This is a genomic window from Mycobacterium sp. 852002-51163_SCH5372311 (genome assembly GCF_001667115.1).
GTDB lineage: Bacteria > Actinomycetota > Actinomycetes > Mycobacteriales > Mycobacteriaceae > Mycobacterium.
On sequence record NZ_LZIJ01000011.1, the window covers coordinates 1 to 16,605 of the forward strand.

Annotated in this window: 16 protein-coding genes and 3 pseudogenes; 13 read left to right on the top strand and 6 right to left on the bottom strand. The window is 63.7% G+C overall.

The genetic code is table 11. The features are described from left to right. Positions 1–57: 57 nt before the first annotated feature. From A5791_RS00870 to A5791_RS26965, 4 genes and pseudogenes are all read right to left on the bottom strand, one after another. Positions 58–1,056: an acyl-CoA dehydrogenase family protein gene (locus tag A5791_RS00870; RefSeq protein ID WP_067229466.1), complete on the bottom strand. Its 999-nt coding sequence runs from the start codon at positions 1,054–1,056 to the stop codon at positions 58–60. 76 nt (positions 1,057–1,132) lie between these two features. Then, positions 1,133–1,477 (bottom strand): annotated as a pseudogene (locus A5791_RS00875) (nitroreductase family protein); the annotation flags it as partial. A gap of 72 nt (positions 1,478–1,549) precedes the next feature. After that, positions 1,550–2,380, bottom strand: a complete 831-nt coding sequence (locus tag A5791_RS00880; RefSeq protein WP_231995759.1) for a transposase — start codon at positions 2,378–2,380, stop codon at positions 1,550–1,552. Next, positions 2,317–2,739 carry a hypothetical protein gene (locus tag A5791_RS26965; RefSeq protein WP_231995760.1) on the bottom strand — a complete coding sequence of 141 codons (423 nt, stop codon included), beginning with the start codon at positions 2,737–2,739 and terminating at the stop codon, positions 2,317–2,319. The genes A5791_RS00880 and A5791_RS26965 overlap by 64 nt, the downstream gene beginning before the upstream one ends. A 107-nt stretch (positions 2,740–2,846) precedes the next feature. Between A5791_RS26965 and A5791_RS27590 the strand changes: the two genes are divergently transcribed. The 7 genes from A5791_RS27590 (at position 2,847) to A5791_RS00910 (ending at position 8,308) form a co-directional block, all read left to right on the top strand. Next, positions 2,847–3,077, top strand: a complete 231-nt coding sequence (locus tag A5791_RS27590; RefSeq protein WP_082966666.1) for a transposase — start codon at positions 2,847–2,849, stop codon at positions 3,075–3,077. 157 nt (positions 3,078–3,234) lie between these two features. Continuing rightward, positions 3,235–3,615: a carboxymuconolactone decarboxylase family protein gene (locus A5791_RS00885; protein WP_067229470.1), complete on the top strand. Its 381-nt coding sequence runs from the start codon at positions 3,235–3,237 to the stop codon at positions 3,613–3,615. An 8-nt stretch (positions 3,616–3,623) separates the two neighbouring features. Continuing rightward, positions 3,624–4,508, top strand: a complete 885-nt coding sequence (locus A5791_RS00890) for an NAD(P)-dependent oxidoreductase (RefSeq protein WP_067229473.1) — start codon at positions 3,624–3,626, stop codon at positions 4,506–4,508. Between the two features lie 236 nt (positions 4,509–4,744). After that, the gene (locus A5791_RS00895) at positions 4,745–5,836 is read left to right on the top strand and encodes an amidohydrolase family protein (RefSeq protein ID WP_067229476.1); all 1,092 of its coding nucleotides are present in this window, start codon (positions 4,745–4,747) and stop codon (positions 5,834–5,836) included. 44 nt (positions 5,837–5,880) lie between these two features. Next, entirely contained in the window at positions 5,881–7,026 is a 1,146-nt protein-coding gene (locus tag A5791_RS00900) for an amidohydrolase family protein (protein ID WP_067229479.1), read from the top strand. Position 7,027: 1 nt separating this feature from the next. Continuing rightward, a complete protein-coding gene (locus tag A5791_RS00905; protein ID WP_067229483.1) occupies positions 7,028–7,429 on the top strand; it encodes a Rieske 2Fe-2S domain-containing protein in 402 nt (133 codons plus the stop codon). 12 nt (positions 7,430–7,441) lie between these two features. Next, the gene (locus A5791_RS00910) at positions 7,442–8,308 is read left to right on the top strand and encodes an alpha/beta fold hydrolase (protein ID WP_067229486.1); all 867 of its coding nucleotides are present in this window, start codon (positions 7,442–7,444) and stop codon (positions 8,306–8,308) included. Positions 8,309–8,313: 5 nt separating this feature from the next. Here A5791_RS00910 and A5791_RS00915 read toward each other — a convergent pair whose 3' ends face one another. Beyond that, positions 8,314–8,787, bottom strand: coding sequence for a hypothetical protein (locus A5791_RS00915; protein ID WP_067229490.1), 474 nt, complete (start codon positions 8,785–8,787; stop codon positions 8,314–8,316). A 37-nt stretch (positions 8,788–8,824) separates the two neighbouring features. On the opposite strand from A5791_RS00915, the gene A5791_RS00920 reads away from it, so the two are divergent. From A5791_RS00920 to A5791_RS26970, 6 genes and pseudogenes are all read left to right on the top strand, one after another. Beyond that, positions 8,825–10,135: an NADH-ubiquinone oxidoreductase-F iron-sulfur binding region domain-containing protein gene (locus tag A5791_RS00920; protein WP_067229492.1), complete on the top strand. Its 1,311-nt coding sequence runs from the start codon at positions 8,825–8,827 to the stop codon at positions 10,133–10,135. Continuing rightward, positions 10,132–10,428, top strand: a complete 297-nt coding sequence (locus A5791_RS00925) for a ferredoxin (protein ID WP_067229497.1) — start codon at positions 10,132–10,134, stop codon at positions 10,426–10,428. The genes A5791_RS00920 and A5791_RS00925 overlap by 4 nt, the downstream gene beginning before the upstream one ends. Positions 10,429–10,538: 110 nt before the next feature. Beyond that, positions 10,539–10,638: pseudogene (locus A5791_RS00930) on the top strand (antitoxin); the annotation flags it as partial. A 127-nt stretch (positions 10,639–10,765) separates the two neighbouring features. Further along, positions 10,766–11,158 carry a type II toxin-antitoxin system VapC family toxin gene (locus A5791_RS00935; protein ID WP_082966667.1) on the top strand — a complete coding sequence of 131 codons (393 nt, stop codon included), beginning with the start codon at positions 10,766–10,768 and terminating at the stop codon, positions 11,156–11,158. Positions 11,159–11,202: 44 nt separating this feature from the next. Beyond that, positions 11,203–12,588: an MFS transporter gene (locus tag A5791_RS00940; protein WP_067229506.1), complete on the top strand. Its 1,386-nt coding sequence runs from the start codon at positions 11,203–11,205 to the stop codon at positions 12,586–12,588. A 152-nt stretch (positions 12,589–12,740) separates the two neighbouring features. Continuing rightward, positions 12,741–13,169: a hypothetical protein gene (locus A5791_RS26970; RefSeq protein ID WP_156660931.1), complete on the top strand. Its 429-nt coding sequence runs from the start codon at positions 12,741–12,743 to the stop codon at positions 13,167–13,169. 144 nt (positions 13,170–13,313) lie between these two features. On the opposite strand, the pseudogene A5791_RS00950 reads toward A5791_RS26970, so the two are convergent. Continuing rightward, positions 13,314–16,569, bottom strand: a pseudogene (locus A5791_RS00950) (LuxR C-terminal-related transcriptional regulator). Positions 16,570–16,605 lie beyond the last annotated feature (36 nt).

Genomic DNA, 16,605 nt, shown 5'->3' on the forward strand with positions numbered 1-16,605 from the left:
GGCAGGTTTTCGTCGAGGAAGGCCGAGAACTCCGTCCGAAACGCTTCGACGTCGGGATCAAAAGTCAGCTGCACGGTATTCCTCCGCGATCCGGGCCCGATGCTCCGCGGCGCCGCCGAGCATCAATTCCCCGGCCTTGGCTCGCTTGAGGGCGAACTGCAAATCGTTCTCCCACGTGAAACCCATTGCACCGTGCAGCTGTAGGCCGTGCCGAAACACCAGCGACTGGCACTCCCCCGCGGCCGCTTTCGCCATTGCGGCGGCCAGCCGGCGGCGTGGATCGTCGGCCGCGATGGTCAGCGCAGCGAAGTAGGCCAAAGCCCGAGCGCGCTCCACCGCGACGTGCATATCGGCGGCCTTGTGCTGCACCGCCTGGAAGGATCCGATCGGCACGCCGAATTGGTGACGGCTGCGGACGTGTTCGAGGACCAGATCGAGAATGCGTTGGCAGGCGCCGACCATCGTGATCGCCATCGCCGTCAGCGCAACATGATTCGCGCGCTCACGATCGACGGTCACCCGGGCGCTGTCGGGCACCCGCACGTCGCCGAAGGACAGGTCGGCGACGTGCAACACCGGGTCGAACACCGCCGAGCGACGAGCCGAAACCTGGTCGGCCCCGACGACGAACACACCGGCGTCGGTCACCACCGCCAATCGGTCGGCGCGGTCCCCGTCCAGGACATGGCGCGCGGTACCGTACAACACCCAGCCGTCGGAGTCCCGGTGCGCCGACACCCCGCTGTAGACGGCGGTCCCCGACTCGTGCGGGTCGAACCGATCCGCCGCCAGCGGAGCGAACTGGCTCATGGTCGCCAGAAACGGGGTGGGATCGGTTGTGTGACCGAGCTCTTCGAACACGATCGCCAACTCCACCGCGCTGGCCGGATCGTTCAGCTCGGTCCAGCCGAGGTCGACGTAAACCTTCCACAGCGGGCCGGGGTCGACACCGTCCTCGGCCACGCTGCGGACCAGCGAGGGCGGGCATTGCTTGGCGAGGACGTCACGCACGGTCTGTTGCCAAAGTCGCTGGTCAGCATCGAACTCCAACAGCATGCCGGCCGCCTCCTGTCCTCACCACTCACGCGAGAATAACATTCTCGGTTGCGGAAGTAATAATCTCGGAAAGCGGCTATGAGATAGGCGGCAAGGCGGCAAGCAAGTCGTCGGCCGGCTCGTCCCAATGGTCGAGGTTCAGCGCCTCCGCGAGTGGGCGCCGACGAACGCGCCCGTGTCGGCCTTTAGGCCACCCGACCACTACGTGGCCGACAATTATCCAATCCGCGGGGACGCCGACGGCGTCCCGCAGCAACTGCTCACCGCCGTAGGAAGCCCAGCTGGTAAGACACGCACCCAGACCTTGGGCGCGGGCCGCCAGCAGGAAGTTCTGCATCGCCGGAAAGATCGATCCGCCCAGCAGCAGTTCGGACGCCGTCGGAAAGTGCTTCTGCGCGAACAGGACTGACGTCATGGATCCGTCCCTGAAGGGGCGGGCTTGTGTTGCCTCCCTTGCGGTTTCGGATCTGCCGTTAGGCTTGCTGCTGCCGCCCTAGCTGGCTGTTAGGGTGGGCGCTGCGTGTGGGCGCGTGACTTCGCCCCAGCCCTCAACACCACGTTGCGCGATGACGATTGCTGCGTTGTGGTCGGCGTGCCCAACGAAGCCACACCGGCCACACTCAAACTCTGCCTGGGAGCGGCGGTTGCGTTTGTCTACCCAACCGCATGCGCTGCACGTCTGCGACGTATAGGCGGGGTCGACCTGGATGAACGCTACGCCAGCAACTTGGGCCTTGTAGGCCAAGAATGCGCCGAGTTGGGCGAACGCCCATGAATGCAGCGTGGCCCGTTGGGGCTTGCGGAGCCGTACCCGTGAGCGGATCCCTGTCAGTCGTTCGACGGCGATTCCGCGCCCGGTGCGTTGGGCCTCGGCCACGATGCGTTTGGAAACCTGGTGATTGATGTCGGCGGCGTAGCGGGCCTCTTTGCGGCGCCGCTTCTTCAATAACCGCCTCGCCGAGCTGGTTTTCTTGGCCTGCAATCGTTTTCGTAGATTGAGTTGGCGTTTTCGGTAGCGGTTCAATCGGGCACCGGCGGCGCGCTGTCCGTCGCTGCTGGTGGCAATGTTGACGATGCCCAGATCCACGCCGAGGAACCCCTTTGCCGGCTCGGCTTGCGGGGCCTCGGGTGTCTGCACGGTGGCATACAGGAACCATTTGTTGTCGCGGCAGATCAGGTCGGTTTCTCCGATCGGGCGGGTGCGCAACAGCGCCAGATCCCTTACCGCGGCGATGATACGGATATTGCGTATCCGGCCGGTCACCGTCCAGATCGACCCCACCGCATCGCGGCCACCCACCACCTCGGGGATCTGCCAGGACAAGCACCGCGCATCAAAGGGCTGCGCGGCAGCGGCGCGGAACCTGATCGGTGTGGCCGTGATCGCTTGGCGCTTGGCTGACCGGGTGGGCCGTAGTTACCCGCCTCGAGATTGGCTTTGAGGGTGGCATACGCGTCGGCGACTTTGCCGATCACCCGGATCGCTGGCTGCGCCGAGAGTCCGAACCGATGCTTGAGCTCGAGATAGAAGCGCTTCTGCGTCTCGTACTTGCCGTGCACCCGCTGGACATGCATTGCCTCCGACAACCAGGACGCCGCCTCATTGCACGCGCACAAGGTGGCCTGAAGTCCGCCCGCCTGCTCGGCCGTCGGCAGCATCCGTACCTTGACCACCTGCTTCACACCGGCCACGCTAACGGTCAGCACCGACATCGCTCGGCGACGACGCGCGTCGTCGGTGCCGACCGCTACCGTTTACCCTCGGGGTAAGCACCAAACCCGAACTAGACGTGCGCCACGGGGCAGCGCTGTCGACGCCCATCCACCTTCTGCTGGCCTACGCAGCCAGCCTCACCCTGCCAGTGTTGGTTAACGGAATCGAAGGCATATTGTCTAGTCGGCTGTGCCAGCGGTGTTCTGCTCATGCCCGCAAATACATGTGGGGCAACCATTTCTGGTCACCGCCATACTTCGCCGTCTCCTACCGAGGCGCCCCACTGACCGTCAACCAATGCATCTAACGCAGAACCGACCCGACTACACCGGATCGGCTTCCTCCCGGCCGCGAACGCCCGGCATCCGCCGAAGACGGCTATGCCGCCCGTACCATCATTTCCTCGCTAACGACCCCGCGGAGCGTCACTATTGAAGCCAGCGCAACTTCAAAGGAGCAGACCGTTGGACCGTGAAACATACGACAAGGGAATCGAAATACGCTCCGTCGTACTCGGCGAGGCCTACGTCAACAAGGCGCTGGCCGATGCGGACGACTTCACCAAACCGCTGCAGGATCTGATCACCGAGTACTGCTGGGGAGCGGTCTGGGGCCGCCAAGAGCTGCCGCTCAAGACACGCAGCATGCTCAACTTGGCGATGATTCCGATCCTCAACCGGCCGAACGAATTGCGAACGCACATCAAGGCCGCGTTGACCAATGGCGTCACCCGCGACGAGATTCGCGAGATATTTTTGCAAGTCGCCATTTACGCCGGCGTGCCCGCCGCGGTCGACAGCTTTCGCATTGCGCAACAGACTTTCGCCGAGCTGGACCAGGGCTAGCGCCGGCCATGGACATCGGGTTTATCGGCCTGGGCCACATGGGCTTTCCCATCGCACGACGGCTCATCGAAAAGAACCACGACGTCGTCGCCTTCGACACGAGCGACAAGGCGCTGCAGCGCATCGTCGCCCTCGGGGCACAGGCCGCGTCTTCGTCTAGAGACGTCGCAGACCGCGTCGAAACGGTCATGGCCAGTTTGCCGTCGCCGGCCGCTTCGCTGGAGGTGGCAACCGGCACAACAGGAGTCATCGAGGGCTCACGGGTCAAGCGGTATGTCGACCTGTCGACCGTCGGCCGACAAACCGCGGCACGAATCCACGCCCTGCTGGCCGAACGGAACATCGTCGCGCTCGACAGCCCGGTCAGTGGCGGCGTGAGCGGAGCCGAGAAGGGCGCCCTGGCCGTGATGGTGTCCGGCCCGCGCGGCGAATTCGACGTCATACGAACCGTACTCGATGCGATCGGCCGGCCGTTCTACATCGGAGACAAGCCCGGCTCGGCGCAGACCATGAAGCTCGCCAACAACATGCTGGCGGCCAACGTCTTGGTCGCGACGGCAGAGGTCGTCGTCATGGGCGTCAAGGCCGGCCTGGATCCTGCCGTGATGATCGAGGTGCTCAACGCGGGTTCGGGCGCGACGAGCGCAAGCCGCGACAAGTTTCCCCGTGCGATCCTGCCCCGCACTTTCGACTACGGCTTCGCCACCGGGTTGATGGTCAAGGACGTGCGACTCTATCTCGACGAAGCCAAGGCGCTCGGCGTGCCGGTCGAGATCGCCGAAACTATATGCCGGCTCTGGGAGCACACGGCGCTCGATCAAGGCACCGATTCGGACTTCACGGCGGTGATCAAACCGTTGGAGAAAGCCGCCGGCGTCACGGTGGGCAAGTAGGCGCTCGTACTGTCGCACCAACCAAAGTGGCGCCGCCGGAAACTCGGAGAATGGTATTATACCTATTGAAGAATCTCCCTTGCGAATACGGCTCAGATAACGGCTCTAGCAGCACCGATGATTAACCGAAATGCTTACCGGAAGTCCATTGATCGACGGCGGTCAAGAATGTTAGATTGGCTATCATCTGCCCCCGACGGGGCCGATTTGGCGACCGAAGCCGGAGGTTGGCTTTCGTGATCGAGCACGCTGACGGAACACGCACGCCGGTGATCGACGCAAGCGTGCATATCTTCTTTCCATCCAACAAGGATCTGCGCTCGTTCTTACGCGAGCCTTTCAAGAGCCGAGGTTTCCCCGACTACGAGATGGACTGGTACGGGGCGCCCGGAGGAGAGTACGCGCCGAACACCACAGGACCCGACCGCCAGTATCCGGGTTCGGATCCGGAATTAGTTGCCAACGAGCTGTTTTCAAAGCGCGGGGTGGACGTGGCGGTCCTGCATCCCATGGGGCGCGGCATCATGCCGGACCGGCATCTGGGCAGCGCGCTGCACGCCGCACACAACGAGATGATGGTGGCGCGCTGGCTGGAGTCGGACGAGTTCGGTGATCGCTTCCGCGGCACCATCCGGGTAAATCCCGACGACATCGCGGGCGCACTGCGTGAGGTCGACAAGTGGCGTTCGCACTCACGCGTCGTCCAGATCGGCATCCCGCTGCAGTCCCGCGAACTCTACGGCAAACCCCAGTACTGGCCACTTTGGGAGGCTGCTGCCGACGCGAACCTTCCGGTCGCCGTGCACATCGAGGTCGGCTCGGGCATCGCCTTTCCGCCGACGCCGTCGGGAAACACCCGCACATACGAGCAGTACGTCAGCTTCATGGCGCTGAACTACGTGTATCACCTGATGAACATGATCGCCGAGGGTGTGTTCGAGCGCTTTCCCACTTTGAAGTTCGTCTGGGCCGACGGCGCGGCGGATTTCGTGACCCCGTTCATCTGGCGGATGGACACGTTCGGCCGGCCGCACCTCGAACAGACGCCGTGGGCACCGCGCATCCCCAGCGATTACCTGCCCGGCCATATCTATTTCGTCCAGGGCAGCCTCGACGGTCCCGGCGACACCGAGTTCGCCGGCGAGTGGTTCGGCTTCACCGGGAAGGACGACATGGTGATGTTCGGATCCAGCTACCCGCACTGGCAGTGCGCTGATGTCAGCAAGCTGCCTACAGCGTTGTCCGCCGAGCAGCGCGAGAAGGTGTGCTGGCGCAATGCGGCGAATCTGTACGGGATCGACATCTCGGCCGACTTGGCTAGAAGCTGACCCGGGGGCGGTCGCAGAATGGACAGAAAGCAAGGGAGATCACGATGACCCTGACCCATACACAGGAACGGAAGCCCGCCGCCGAACGCATCGCCGTTCGATGCGTCGACTCGGATGTGCATCCAGTGCCCAAGCGCGGTGAGATTGTCCAGTACATCCCTGAGCCGTGGCGCAGCAAGTATTTCCTCGTTCGCAATGTGGGTGAGCAGATCTACTACGACGCCCCTGATTACGCGCACAGCTTCGCGATGCGCACGGATACCTTCCCGCGCGACGGCGAGTTTCCCGGTAGCGACCCGGACATGGCTTTCCGCCAGTTGATCATGGAAGCGGGTTCCGACATCGCGATCCTGGAACCGGGTGCCTACCCGGCTCGCCTACCCGAAGCGCAGCATGCGATGTCGTGCGCTTTGAACGACTGGCAGGCCAACCATTGGCTCGATAGCCACAACAACTGGCACGAGCGCTGGCGTGGTTCCATCTGCGCCGCCATCGAGGAGCCGGAAGAGACCGTCCGCGAAATCGAGCGCTGGGCGGGACACCCATACATGGCACAGATCCTGATCAAGGCCGAGCCGCGGCCGTCATGGGGCAACCCGAAATACGACCCGATCTGGGCTGCGGCAACCAAGCACGACATCACCGTCAGCTGCCACCTGTCCCGCAGCCAGTACGACGAGCTGCCGACACCGCCGGTTGGCTTCCCCAGCTACAACCACGACTTCATGGTCACCTACTCGTTGCTGGCCGCCAATCAGGTGATGAGCTTGATTTTCGACGGTGTCTTCGACCGCTTCCCGACACTGCGCATCGTGTTCGTCGAGCACGCCTTCACCTGGATCCTGCCGCTGATGTGGCGCATGGACAGAATCTACGAAGCGCGTAAGTCTTGGGTGGACATCAAGCGCAAGCCGTCGGAATACGTCAAAGACCACATCAAATTCACCACCCAGCCGCTCGACTACCCGGAAGACAAGACCGAGCTGACCCGTGCGCTGGAATGGATGGAGTGCGACAAGATCCTGCTGTACTCGTCGGACTACCCGCACTGGACTTTCGACGATCCGCGCTGGTTGGTGAAGCACCTTCCGAAGGGCGCCCGCGACGCGATCATGTACAAGAACGGCATCGCGACCTATCACCTCCCGGAGACCGTTCCGGTCCTCGAGGGTCAGACCCGGGTGCTCTGAATTGACCGAAGAAGCGACCAGGCGGCCCCAGCCCCGCCTCGCTCAGGGCCGCGAACATGTAGTGGCGACAGTGGACGAGATCCCGCCTGGCACTCACAAACTGGTGCCGATCGGACGGCACGGTGTGGGCGTCTACAACGTCAACGGCAGCTTCTATGCAATCGCGAACTACTGCCCACACCAGGGCGGCCCGCTGTGCTCGGGACGTCCCCGCGGCCGCACCATCGTGGACGAGACCGCCGCCGGTGACGCCGTCATGGTGCGAGACCTGGAGTACATCTACTGCCCTTGGCACCAATGGGGTTTCGAGTTGGCCACCGGTACCACGGCGGTCAAGCCGGAGTGGAGTATCCGGACCTATCCGGTACGTGTTGTCGGCAATGACGTTTTGGTGATGGCCTGACAGGAGAATTGGGTGTCTTCTCTCGAGGTGAACGGCGGCAACGTTGTCTACGAAATCCTCGGTGACTCAGGCGAACTCATTGCCCTGACGCCAGGTGGCCGGTTCAGCAAGGAAATTCCGGGTCTGCGCCCGCTGGCCGAGGCGCTGGTCGACGGCGGCTATCGCGTGCTGCTGTGGGACCGGCCCAACTGCGGTGCGTCCGATGTCCAGTTCTACGGGCAAAGCGAGTCGCACATGCGCGCGGAAACTCTGCACAAGCTGGTGACGGGCCTGGGTTTCGAGCGCTGCATCCTGGCCGGGGGTTCCGGCGGCGCAAGGGATTCCATGCTGACGACGATGCTCTACCCCGAGATGGTCACCAAGCTGGTGGTGTGGAACATTGTCGGCGGCATCTACGGCACGTTCGTGCTGGGCTCCTTTTACATCGTGCCAAGCATTCTCGCGGCCCGCGGCACCGGGATGGACGGGGTGGTGAAGGTGTCGGAGTGGCGCGAGCGCATCGAGGAGAATCCCGCCAACAAACAGCGGTTCCTCGACTTCGACAAAGACGATTTCCTCAAGGTGATGCTGCGCTGGCTCAATGCGTTCGTCTCCAAGCCGGGGCAGACCATTCCCGGTGTCGACGACGAAATGTTCGACCGCATTACGGTTCCCACGCTGATCATCCGGGGCGGCGAGAACGACTGGGACCATCCCAAACGGACGTCGCTGGAAGTCAGCTGTCTGATCAAGGGGTCGAAGCTGATCGATCCGCCGTGGCCGGAGGATGCCTGGGAGCGTGCCTCCGAGGACCGTGCGGCCGGTAGGGTGAAGCACTTCAACATGTTTGACACCTGGGTGCTGGCGGCACCCCCGATTCTCGAATTTCTGGGCTCGTGATGCGTTCACCGGGTACGGATGTGGACCTCGCAGTTGAGCGTTGCCTCCAGCGCCGTGTGGATCCGGCTTTCCGGGATGCGTTCGAGGTCTTCTTCCCGCAACGTGACATAGATGATGTCGAAGCCTTCATCGCCCGCGTGACGGGCGATGTCGCCGGTGAGCCCGAACGCCGACAGCACTCCGCGGGCGTCGTCGTCGGTTCCCCTGCTGATGAAGGTAACCGCACCGGCCACCGGGTCGGTTCCGAAGGCCCTGGTACACAAGTTGATCGCTGCTTTCTTAGTTGGGTCGACGTCGTTGCTTTCGATCAGCAGTTCGACCTCGCGGCGGCCGTTCGGCATGGCCGCGAGATCATTTTCCACCACCTCAGCGCCCAACTCGGCCACCAGCCCGAGGAGCACAGCCGTGCCCTTGCGTAACTGCTCCGGCGTAAGCACACCGCCCGGATCGACATTGACCCGTATCACCGCAGTTCGCATGCGGGCTAGCCTAACGGGAGTGATGGCGGGCTGAATCATGAAGACACAAGCAACCACTCAAGCAGCGGTCGCGACAGCTCTCTGGCCGGGTTGTCCGCCCCGCCTGCTGGTGCCCGGCGTCGAATCCTACGCGACGTATCGGGAACAAGGCGGCTACCAGCCGCTGACTGACGTAGACGGACTACTCGCCGAAGTCGAAGCCGGGGGCCTGCTCGGCCGTGGCGGCGCCGCCTTTCCGCTTGCGGTCAAATTGCGTTCGGTCCGTGACAACGGGCAGCCTGACGGTGGCACCGGCCGCACAGTCGTCGTCGCGAATGGCGAAGAGGGAGAACCGGCTTCGATCAAGGACCGATGGTTGTTACGCAATCGGCCGCATCTGGTTCTCGACGGGCTTCGGCTGGCCGCGGCGATCGTGGGCGCCGACCGCGCCTACGTCTATGTGTCCGACCAGGAGTCGGCGCACAGCGTCGAAACCGCGCTGAGCGAACTCGATCCGGGCATCCTCGGCGGCGTCCCGGTTGACCTCTGGACAGTGACGCCCGGGTACGTCGCCGGCGAGGAGACCGCGGCGGTCCGCGCCATCAACGGGGGCCCCGCCAAGCCGACGGATAAGCCGCCGCGCCCCTATGAAGAGGGCGTCGGGGAGCGTCCCACTCTGGTGAGCAATGTCGAGACACTGGCCAATCTGCCGTTCCTGCAACGGCACGGCTCGGCAGCGTTCCGCTCGCAGGGTACGTCGGGCTCGCCGGGCACGTTTCTGGCGACCATCACCGGAGCCGGGCGGTCACCCGTTCTCTACGAACTTCCACATGGGTTGCCGTTCGCTGAATTGGTTGCGCTGCACGGTGTTTCGGCAGATCAGGTGCGGGGCGCGCTGATGGGCGGTTATTTCGCCGGTCTGCTCAACCGGACGGTGCTGGACACCACTTTGGACCATGAGACCATGCGAGGCATCGGCAGCGGTCTGGGTTGCGGCGCGATCACGCTCATCACCGACGACTGCCCCGTTGCAGTCGCGGCCTCGGTACTGGCCTACTTCGACCGAGAAAACGCCAGTCAGTGCGGATCGTGTTTCAACGGAACGGCGGCCATGGCCGCGGTCGGCGGCGCGCTGCGCGACGGCGTCGCCACCACCGAGGATGTCGACCGATTGCGCCGCTGGTCGGTGGTGCTGCGGGGCCGTGGCGCCTGCGCGACGCTCGACGCCGCTTGCAACGTGGCGGCGAGCTTGCTGGACCAGTTCCCCCGCGAGGTGACGGGCCATCTCGACGGTGATTGCCCGGACTGCCGCAACCACCCGTTCCGCGCCGACCGTCCCTACGAGGCGGAGGCTTGGAGGCAACCATGAAAGTCCGGTTGGACCGCACCGTTTGCGACGGCTTCGGCGTCTGCGCCAAGCATGCCCCCGGATACTTCTCCCTGGACGACTGGGGATACGCGTCGCTGATCGGGGACGGCACTGTGGCGGCCGAAGACCACCACGCGGTGATGCGGGCGGTGCTGGACTGTCCGGTGCATGCCATCACCGAGATCGGTCAGCGGAGGCCCAGCGTCCCGCACCCGGAACTACATGACGAAGACGATCCCGCGGCTCACGTCAATACCGAAGCGAACGAAGCTCAGTGGGGATTCACCCGCTGACCGCGGTGGACCTGCGCCGGATGTATTTCTAAGATCTTGCCGCCGAGAGCGGCTGGCGCCACGTCGAAACCACCAGGGAGCACTAAACTAAGTTCATGACTAAGTCCACAGCCTTGAGAGTCGGCGTTCACGAGGCGAAGACACGCCTGTCGGAGCTGTTGCGGCTCGTCGACAGCGGGCAGGAGGTTGAGATTGCCCGCGGGGGCGAACCCGTGGCAAAGCTTGTGCCGTTTCACACCCAGGGGCGCCGCCGGTTAGGGATAGACCATGGCGTGTATACCGTGCCCGACGATTTCGATGCCTCGCTGCCGGACGATGTCCTTGAGAGCTTCTATCGGTGAAGCGCTACCTGATAGACACCCACGTTTGGCTGTGGATGCAGTCACAGCCCGACCGGCTATCCGTCGAAACACGAGCACTGGTTCAGGACGTCCGCGTCAGCATTTTCTTCTCTGCCGCCAGCGCCTGGGAGATCGCAATCAAGTATCGGCTCGGCAAACTACCATTGCCCGAACCGCCGGCCTCGTATGTGCCCGACCGCATGCGCCGCTCCGGAACGTCGCCGCTGCCGGTCGATCATGCGCACACACTGAGGACCGCTGAGCTTCCGGATCACCATCGGGATCCGTTCGACCGTGTCCTCGTCGCTCAGGCGCAACTGCTCGACTTGACGATCATCACCGCGGACGACCAGTTTTCTGCCTACGATGTCGCGGTCATCGCCGCTTGAATTCGGCCGCGACGTTCGGACTGCCCCGATCAGGAAGCGAGCCCATGAGCACCGTTGACGACATGATGGCCGGGCCCGTTCCCCGGCGGCGGATCGCCGTCGCTTCGATGGTGGGCACCACGGTCGAGTTCTTCGACTTCTACATCTATGCGACGGCCGCGGTTTCAGTCTTCCCGCACCTCTTCTACCCCAAGGGCAACCACACCACCGCGCTGCTGGCCTCGCTCGCGACGTTCGGTTTGGCTTTCGTGGCGCGTCCGCTGGGATCGATACTGTTCGGGTATTTCGGCGATCGTGCGGGTCGAAAGGCCACGCTGGTCGGCTCGCTGTTGACCATGGGGATCGCCACTTTCGTCATCGGGCTGCTGCCGACTTACCAGGAGATCGGCGTCGTGGCGCCGGTGCTGCTGGCGATCATGCGCTTCAGCCAGGGCCTCGCGTTGGGCGGGGAGTGGAGCGGAGCGGCGCTGCTAGTCACTGAAAACGCCGAACCCGACAAGCGAGCGCGCGCGGCGATGTGGCCACAGTTGGGCGCGCCGTTCGGTTTCCTGCTGGCGAACGGGCTGTTCCTCATCCTGATCAGCCGGCTTGGCCACAGCAACCTCGAACCCGACGCGGCGGGCCCGTTCCTGACTTGGGGATGGCGGATCCCGTTCCTCTTGAGTGTGGTCTTGGTGGCCGTCGGGCTTTATGTACGGCTGCGACTGACCGAGACGCCGGTATTCGCAAGGGCACTCGCGCGCGGCGAGCGAGTCCGGAACCCGCTGACCGTCGTGTTTCACACCAGTTGGCAAGAACTGATCATCGGCACATTCGTCATGCTCGCGACGTACACGCTGTTCTACACCGTCACCACGTGGGCACTGAGCTACGGCACCTCCAGGCGCCCGCCGCGTGGGCGGGGCCTGGGCTTCGGCTATGTGGACTTCTTGCACATTCAGCTGATCGCAGTGTTGTTCTTCGCGGCGACGGTGCCGATAGCCGGCGCGCTCGCCGACCGCTTCGGCCGACGCCGCACGTTGCTGGTTGTTACGGCGGCGATCATCGGGTACGGTGCATCATTCGGTCTTATGCTGACGCCCGGCAGCGCGACGAAGGTTTCCGCGGCGCTGTTCCTGATCATCGGAATGACGTTGATGGGCTTGTCTTTTGGCCCGATGAGCGCGGTGCTGCCCGAACTGTTCCCGACCAATGTGCGTTATACCGGCTCTGGGATCGCCTACAACATGTCGGGCATTCTGGGCGCCGCGGTTGCGCCGTTCATCGCTACGTGGCTGGCCACCAAACACGGAGTGGTCTGGGTCGGCGTGTACCTGATCGTGGTGGCGATTCTGACCATCCTCGCGTTGTTGCTCATGCGGGAAACCAAGAACATTTCGCTGGAGAAGCCAGTTGACGACCATGCTGGCGACGCCGCCATAACTGGTTGACCCTCGCGAGCGAGCCGCGGATCTGCCCCCGACTTACGCACCACTTCTTTGTAATGAGCCTCGCGGCGAAGCCGCCACTGGCAGCATGGCCGATGGTCCGTCCAACAGATGTGAGGGGTAGGAAGGTGGAGCGTCTCGGACTTATCGTTCTCATGAGCCTGATCTTCGGGGCCATCACAGGCGCTATCGCTCGCAAGAAAAACCTTTCCACGGGCGGGTGGTTTGTCATTGGCGCATTTTTGGGCCTCATCGGTTTGCTCATCGTGCTGATGCAGAGGCCCCGGCTGCCCAAGCCGCCGCCGGGTATGCGCGTGGTCAAGTGCTCATGGTGCAACGCAGTCCAAAACATCGCGGAGGCACAACCCGAGTTCGAGTGCTGGCAGTGCAAAGCAAGTCACCGGATTTGGGACGGTCCTCAACCAGAGCTGACTGAGCCGGCCACGATGCCCCAGCAGAAGCCAGTCGAGTCGATGAGCAAGGTTAGGTGTTACAAGTGCCAACACGTGCAGGCGGTGCCGCCGGATCTATCGTCGTTCCCGTGTGAGGAATGCGGCGCGAGCCTGAAACGCCGAACCAGCTGAGGCGGCTAGCGAACCTGACTTTTGCTCTGGCGGTCCGCAAGGCCGCCTTTTCTGCAGGCCGAAATATTATGGAGCGCACACGATTAGGAACAGTTCTCAGTCCCCACACGTTGTCCCGAGCACCTTGGCGGCCTGCTCGCCTCCTCAATCGTGGCGGGCAGCCTCCTGCACGAGTTGTACGCGCGACGACAGGCCCAGCTTGGTGTAGACGTGAGTCAGGTGCGATTGGACAGTCCGGTGCGAGATGAACAGCCGCGTGGCGATGTCTTTGTTGCCCAACCCTTCACTGGCCAGTCGCACCACATCACGCTCGGTCGGGGTGAGCGATTCCCAGCCACTGGTAGGTCGTTTGCGCTCGCCGCGACCGCGTAGCGCGTACGCGACCGCTTCCTCGGTCGACAAGCTGGCTCCTTCGGCCCAGGCAGCGTCAAAATCGCCCTCCGCCATGGCATTACGCAATTCAACAAGGCAGGCCTCGTAGCCAGGCTCATGGATCTTGAATCGGACGATGCCGTTGCGCCGCCGCATGGCGTCGGCGGCACCGAGTAAGCGGGCGGCTTCGCGGTGACTATCGGCTTGGGTGGCCAATATCCCCAAGGACTCCAGCAAGTCCGGCGTCAGGAGGTGCGCGTGCATATCGACGGCCATTGCCAACGCGTCAAAGGCGTGACGCTCAGCCTGCAGTGGCTCGCCCTCTGCCATCGCCACGCGGACGCGTTCCGCGAGGGAATTAATCAAGTGCCAGTAACGCGTCTTCGACACCGCGGCGTCGGACCAGCGGCGGGCCTCGGTGAGGTCACCGCATGCCGCCGCGGCCTCGGCAAGTGGCGCGACGCTGATGACAAGGGGTTCTCGCTGTGGCACCGGCATTCTGTTCTGCCAGGCCTTTTCACTGGCGTCTCGGGCGGCCGATGCGTCACCCGCGGCAAGTCCGGCCCACTCCCAGCACTGCATATGCGAGGTCCAAATAGAACCCCCCGAGCATCTCTCCAACTTCGACACCCTGCTCCGCAGTGGCTCGCGCCGCGCCAAGCTCACCTTTATACGCGAGTCCGTAGGCGTAGCAGATTGAGCACAGCGCCACGATCACCGACTCGTGAGCTGCCTCGGCCTCGGCGAGCACTCCACGCATCTCCGTGCAGCCGTCGACCACCTGCCCCAGGCATACCTGTGCCAAGCCGCGCCACATCCGGAAAATCCGCCCGTGGAAGTGATCGCCGATCGCTTTTGCGTGCAGGCAGCCTTCCTCGGCCGCCATGAGCGGGCGTTGCAGTTCGCCGGACGCGTTCCCACCGAACGCACGCCAGCCGAGCAGCTGACTCAACCTCCACCCGTCGCCCAGTTCCCGTGCTAGGGCAATGCCTTCATCTAGATACTGATTGGCAATTTCAGTTAAAAAGATCGCCGCACCTCCGCATGCGGTCAAAGCCCGAACAGTCAGCGTGGGGTCGCCAATGTCCCGAGCGATCGCCAATGCCTGTTCGGCTAGCTCAAGGCTGTCCGGTCTCTCCAACCCGGCATAGGTGTCGAGTGCCGACCGGTCCGCGATCGCGCGTGCCCGCATCGCCGGTGCCAGTTCGTGGTTTGTGTCGGAGAGCGCGTCGTCGAACCAGCTCATCCCTTCCTGAATCCGGCCGCCGATAATCCAGAGCGGATGCAGGGCCGAGCACAGCGCAAGTGCGGCCTCAACGTCCGAGGATTCGCGACTCCATGTGAACGCGCCTCGCAGATTGTCGATCTCCGTTTCGGCCCACGCAACGCGTCGATCCAGCTCGGTCGCGGCCGCGTCCACCAGCGCCGCAAGTGCTGTGTAGTGGTCACGATGACGGCTGCGGACTTCGTGAGCCTCGCCGGACTCGCCCAGCTTTTCCAGGGCGTATTGGCGAACTGTCTCCAGCAGACGGTATCGCGTTGGGCCAGCGCCATATTCGGCGACGACAAGAGACTTGTCGACAAGCAAGGTCAGTAGGTCCAGCACCTGGTGGCGTTCTACCTCGCCTCCACTTGCCACGGCTTCGGCGGCTCCGAGGTCAAACCCGCCCATGAATACAGCCAGCCGCCGAAAGAGCAGGCGTTCGGGCCCGGTGAGCAACGCGTGCGACCAGTCCACCGACGCGCGCAGTGTCTGCTGGCGCCGAACAGCGGCGCGTGCGCCGCCCGTCAACAAGCGGAATCGGTCGTGCAGACCATTCAGGATTTCGTCCAGTGACAATGAACGGACGCGGGCGGCGGCCAACTCGATTGCCAGCGGGACACCGTCGAGGCGATGACAGATTTCGGCAACCACGCCCGCTTTTTCGTCATCGACTTGCAAGTCCGGCCGCACCCGGCGAGCACGCTCAACGAATAGTTCGATCGCCTCGTCGCCCAATGACAACGATGGGACTCGCCAACTCACCTCGCCGGCCATTGCGATGGGTTCTCGGCTGGTGGCCAACAGAGCCAATCGCGGACAGACAGCCAAGAGCGCGCTGATCAATTCGGCGCTGGCATCCAAGACATGCTCGCAGTTGTCCAGCACCATGAGCAGATGGCGGTTGCCGATGAACCGCGACAGCGTATCGACGGTGGCTTGGCCCGGCTCGTCACGCAAGCCCAGAGCGCGGGCCGCGGCTACGGGCACCAAGGAAGGATCCGTGATGGGTGCCAGATCGACGAACCATGCGCCATCGTCGAATTGAGATGCCATCTGCTTTGCAAGGTGTATTGCCAGGCGCGTCTTGCCGACGCCGCCGGCACCGGTCAATGTGACCAGCCGGTCGTCAGTGAGCGTCGCAGTCAGCTGATCAATTTCTTCCCTGCGCCCGACGAACGCCGTCAGCTGCGGTGGAAAGTTGTGAACCGCAGCGGCTTTCGCGGTACGCAGGGGTGGGAAGTCGTTGGCTAAGTCGGGATGGCATAGCTGGACCACCCGTTCCGGCCGCGGCAGATCACGTAACTGATGAGTGCCTAGATCGGTCAGCCAAGCATCGCCGGGGAGCCGCTCGATCACCAAGTCACTCGTCGTGCTTGACAGCACCGTTTGTCCTCCGTGCGCGAGCTCTCGCAACCGCGCGGTGCGGTTGATGGCCGGGCCGATGTAATTGGCGTCGTCGCGTAGCTGTACTTCGCCGGTGTGCACCCCGATGCGCAGCCGGATCGGCGCGAGCGGCGCCCGCTGCAGGTCGAGGGCACACGCGATGGCGTCGCTGGCCCGTCCGAACGCGATGACGAAGCTGTCGCCCTCGCCCTGCTCCAACGGCCGAACGCCACCATGTGCGGCCACCACCTCGGCCAGCGCGCGGTCCAGCCGTGCGACGGCAGCGGTCATGTCTTCGGGTTGCGATTCCCACAGCCGCGTGGACCCTTCGACGTCGGCAAGCAGCAACGTCACCGTCCCGGTCGGCAGCAACTCGCTCACGCCCAGATCGCTCCAGTTCAACGGCGGCATCTCCGC

Coding starts and splice junctions, on each gene's coding strand:
- A5791_RS00925 (WP_067229497.1), top strand. CDS start 10,132: ATGAAAGTCCGGTTGGACCGCACCGTTTGCGACGGCTTCGGCGTCTGC.
- A5791_RS00920 (WP_067229492.1), top strand. CDS start 8,825: ATGAAGACACAAGCAACCACTCAAGCAGCGGTCGCGACAGCTCTCTGG.
- A5791_RS00870 (WP_067229466.1), bottom strand. CDS start 1,056: ATGCTGTTGGAGTTCGATGCTGACCAGCGACTTTGGCAACAGACCGTG.
- A5791_RS26970 (WP_156660931.1), top strand. CDS start 12,741: ATGAGCCTGATCTTCGGGGCCATCACAGGCGCTATCGCTCGCAAGAAA.
- A5791_RS00940 (WP_067229506.1), top strand. CDS start 11,203: ATGAGCACCGTTGACGACATGATGGCCGGGCCCGTTCCCCGGCGGCGG.
- A5791_RS00890 (WP_067229473.1), top strand. CDS start 3,624: ATGGACATCGGGTTTATCGGCCTGGGCCACATGGGCTTTCCCATCGCA.
- A5791_RS00900 (WP_067229479.1), top strand. CDS start 5,881: ATGACCCTGACCCATACACAGGAACGGAAGCCCGCCGCCGAACGCATC.
- A5791_RS00915 (WP_067229490.1), bottom strand. CDS start 8,787: ATGCGAACTGCGGTGATACGGGTCAATGTCGATCCGGGCGGTGTGCTT.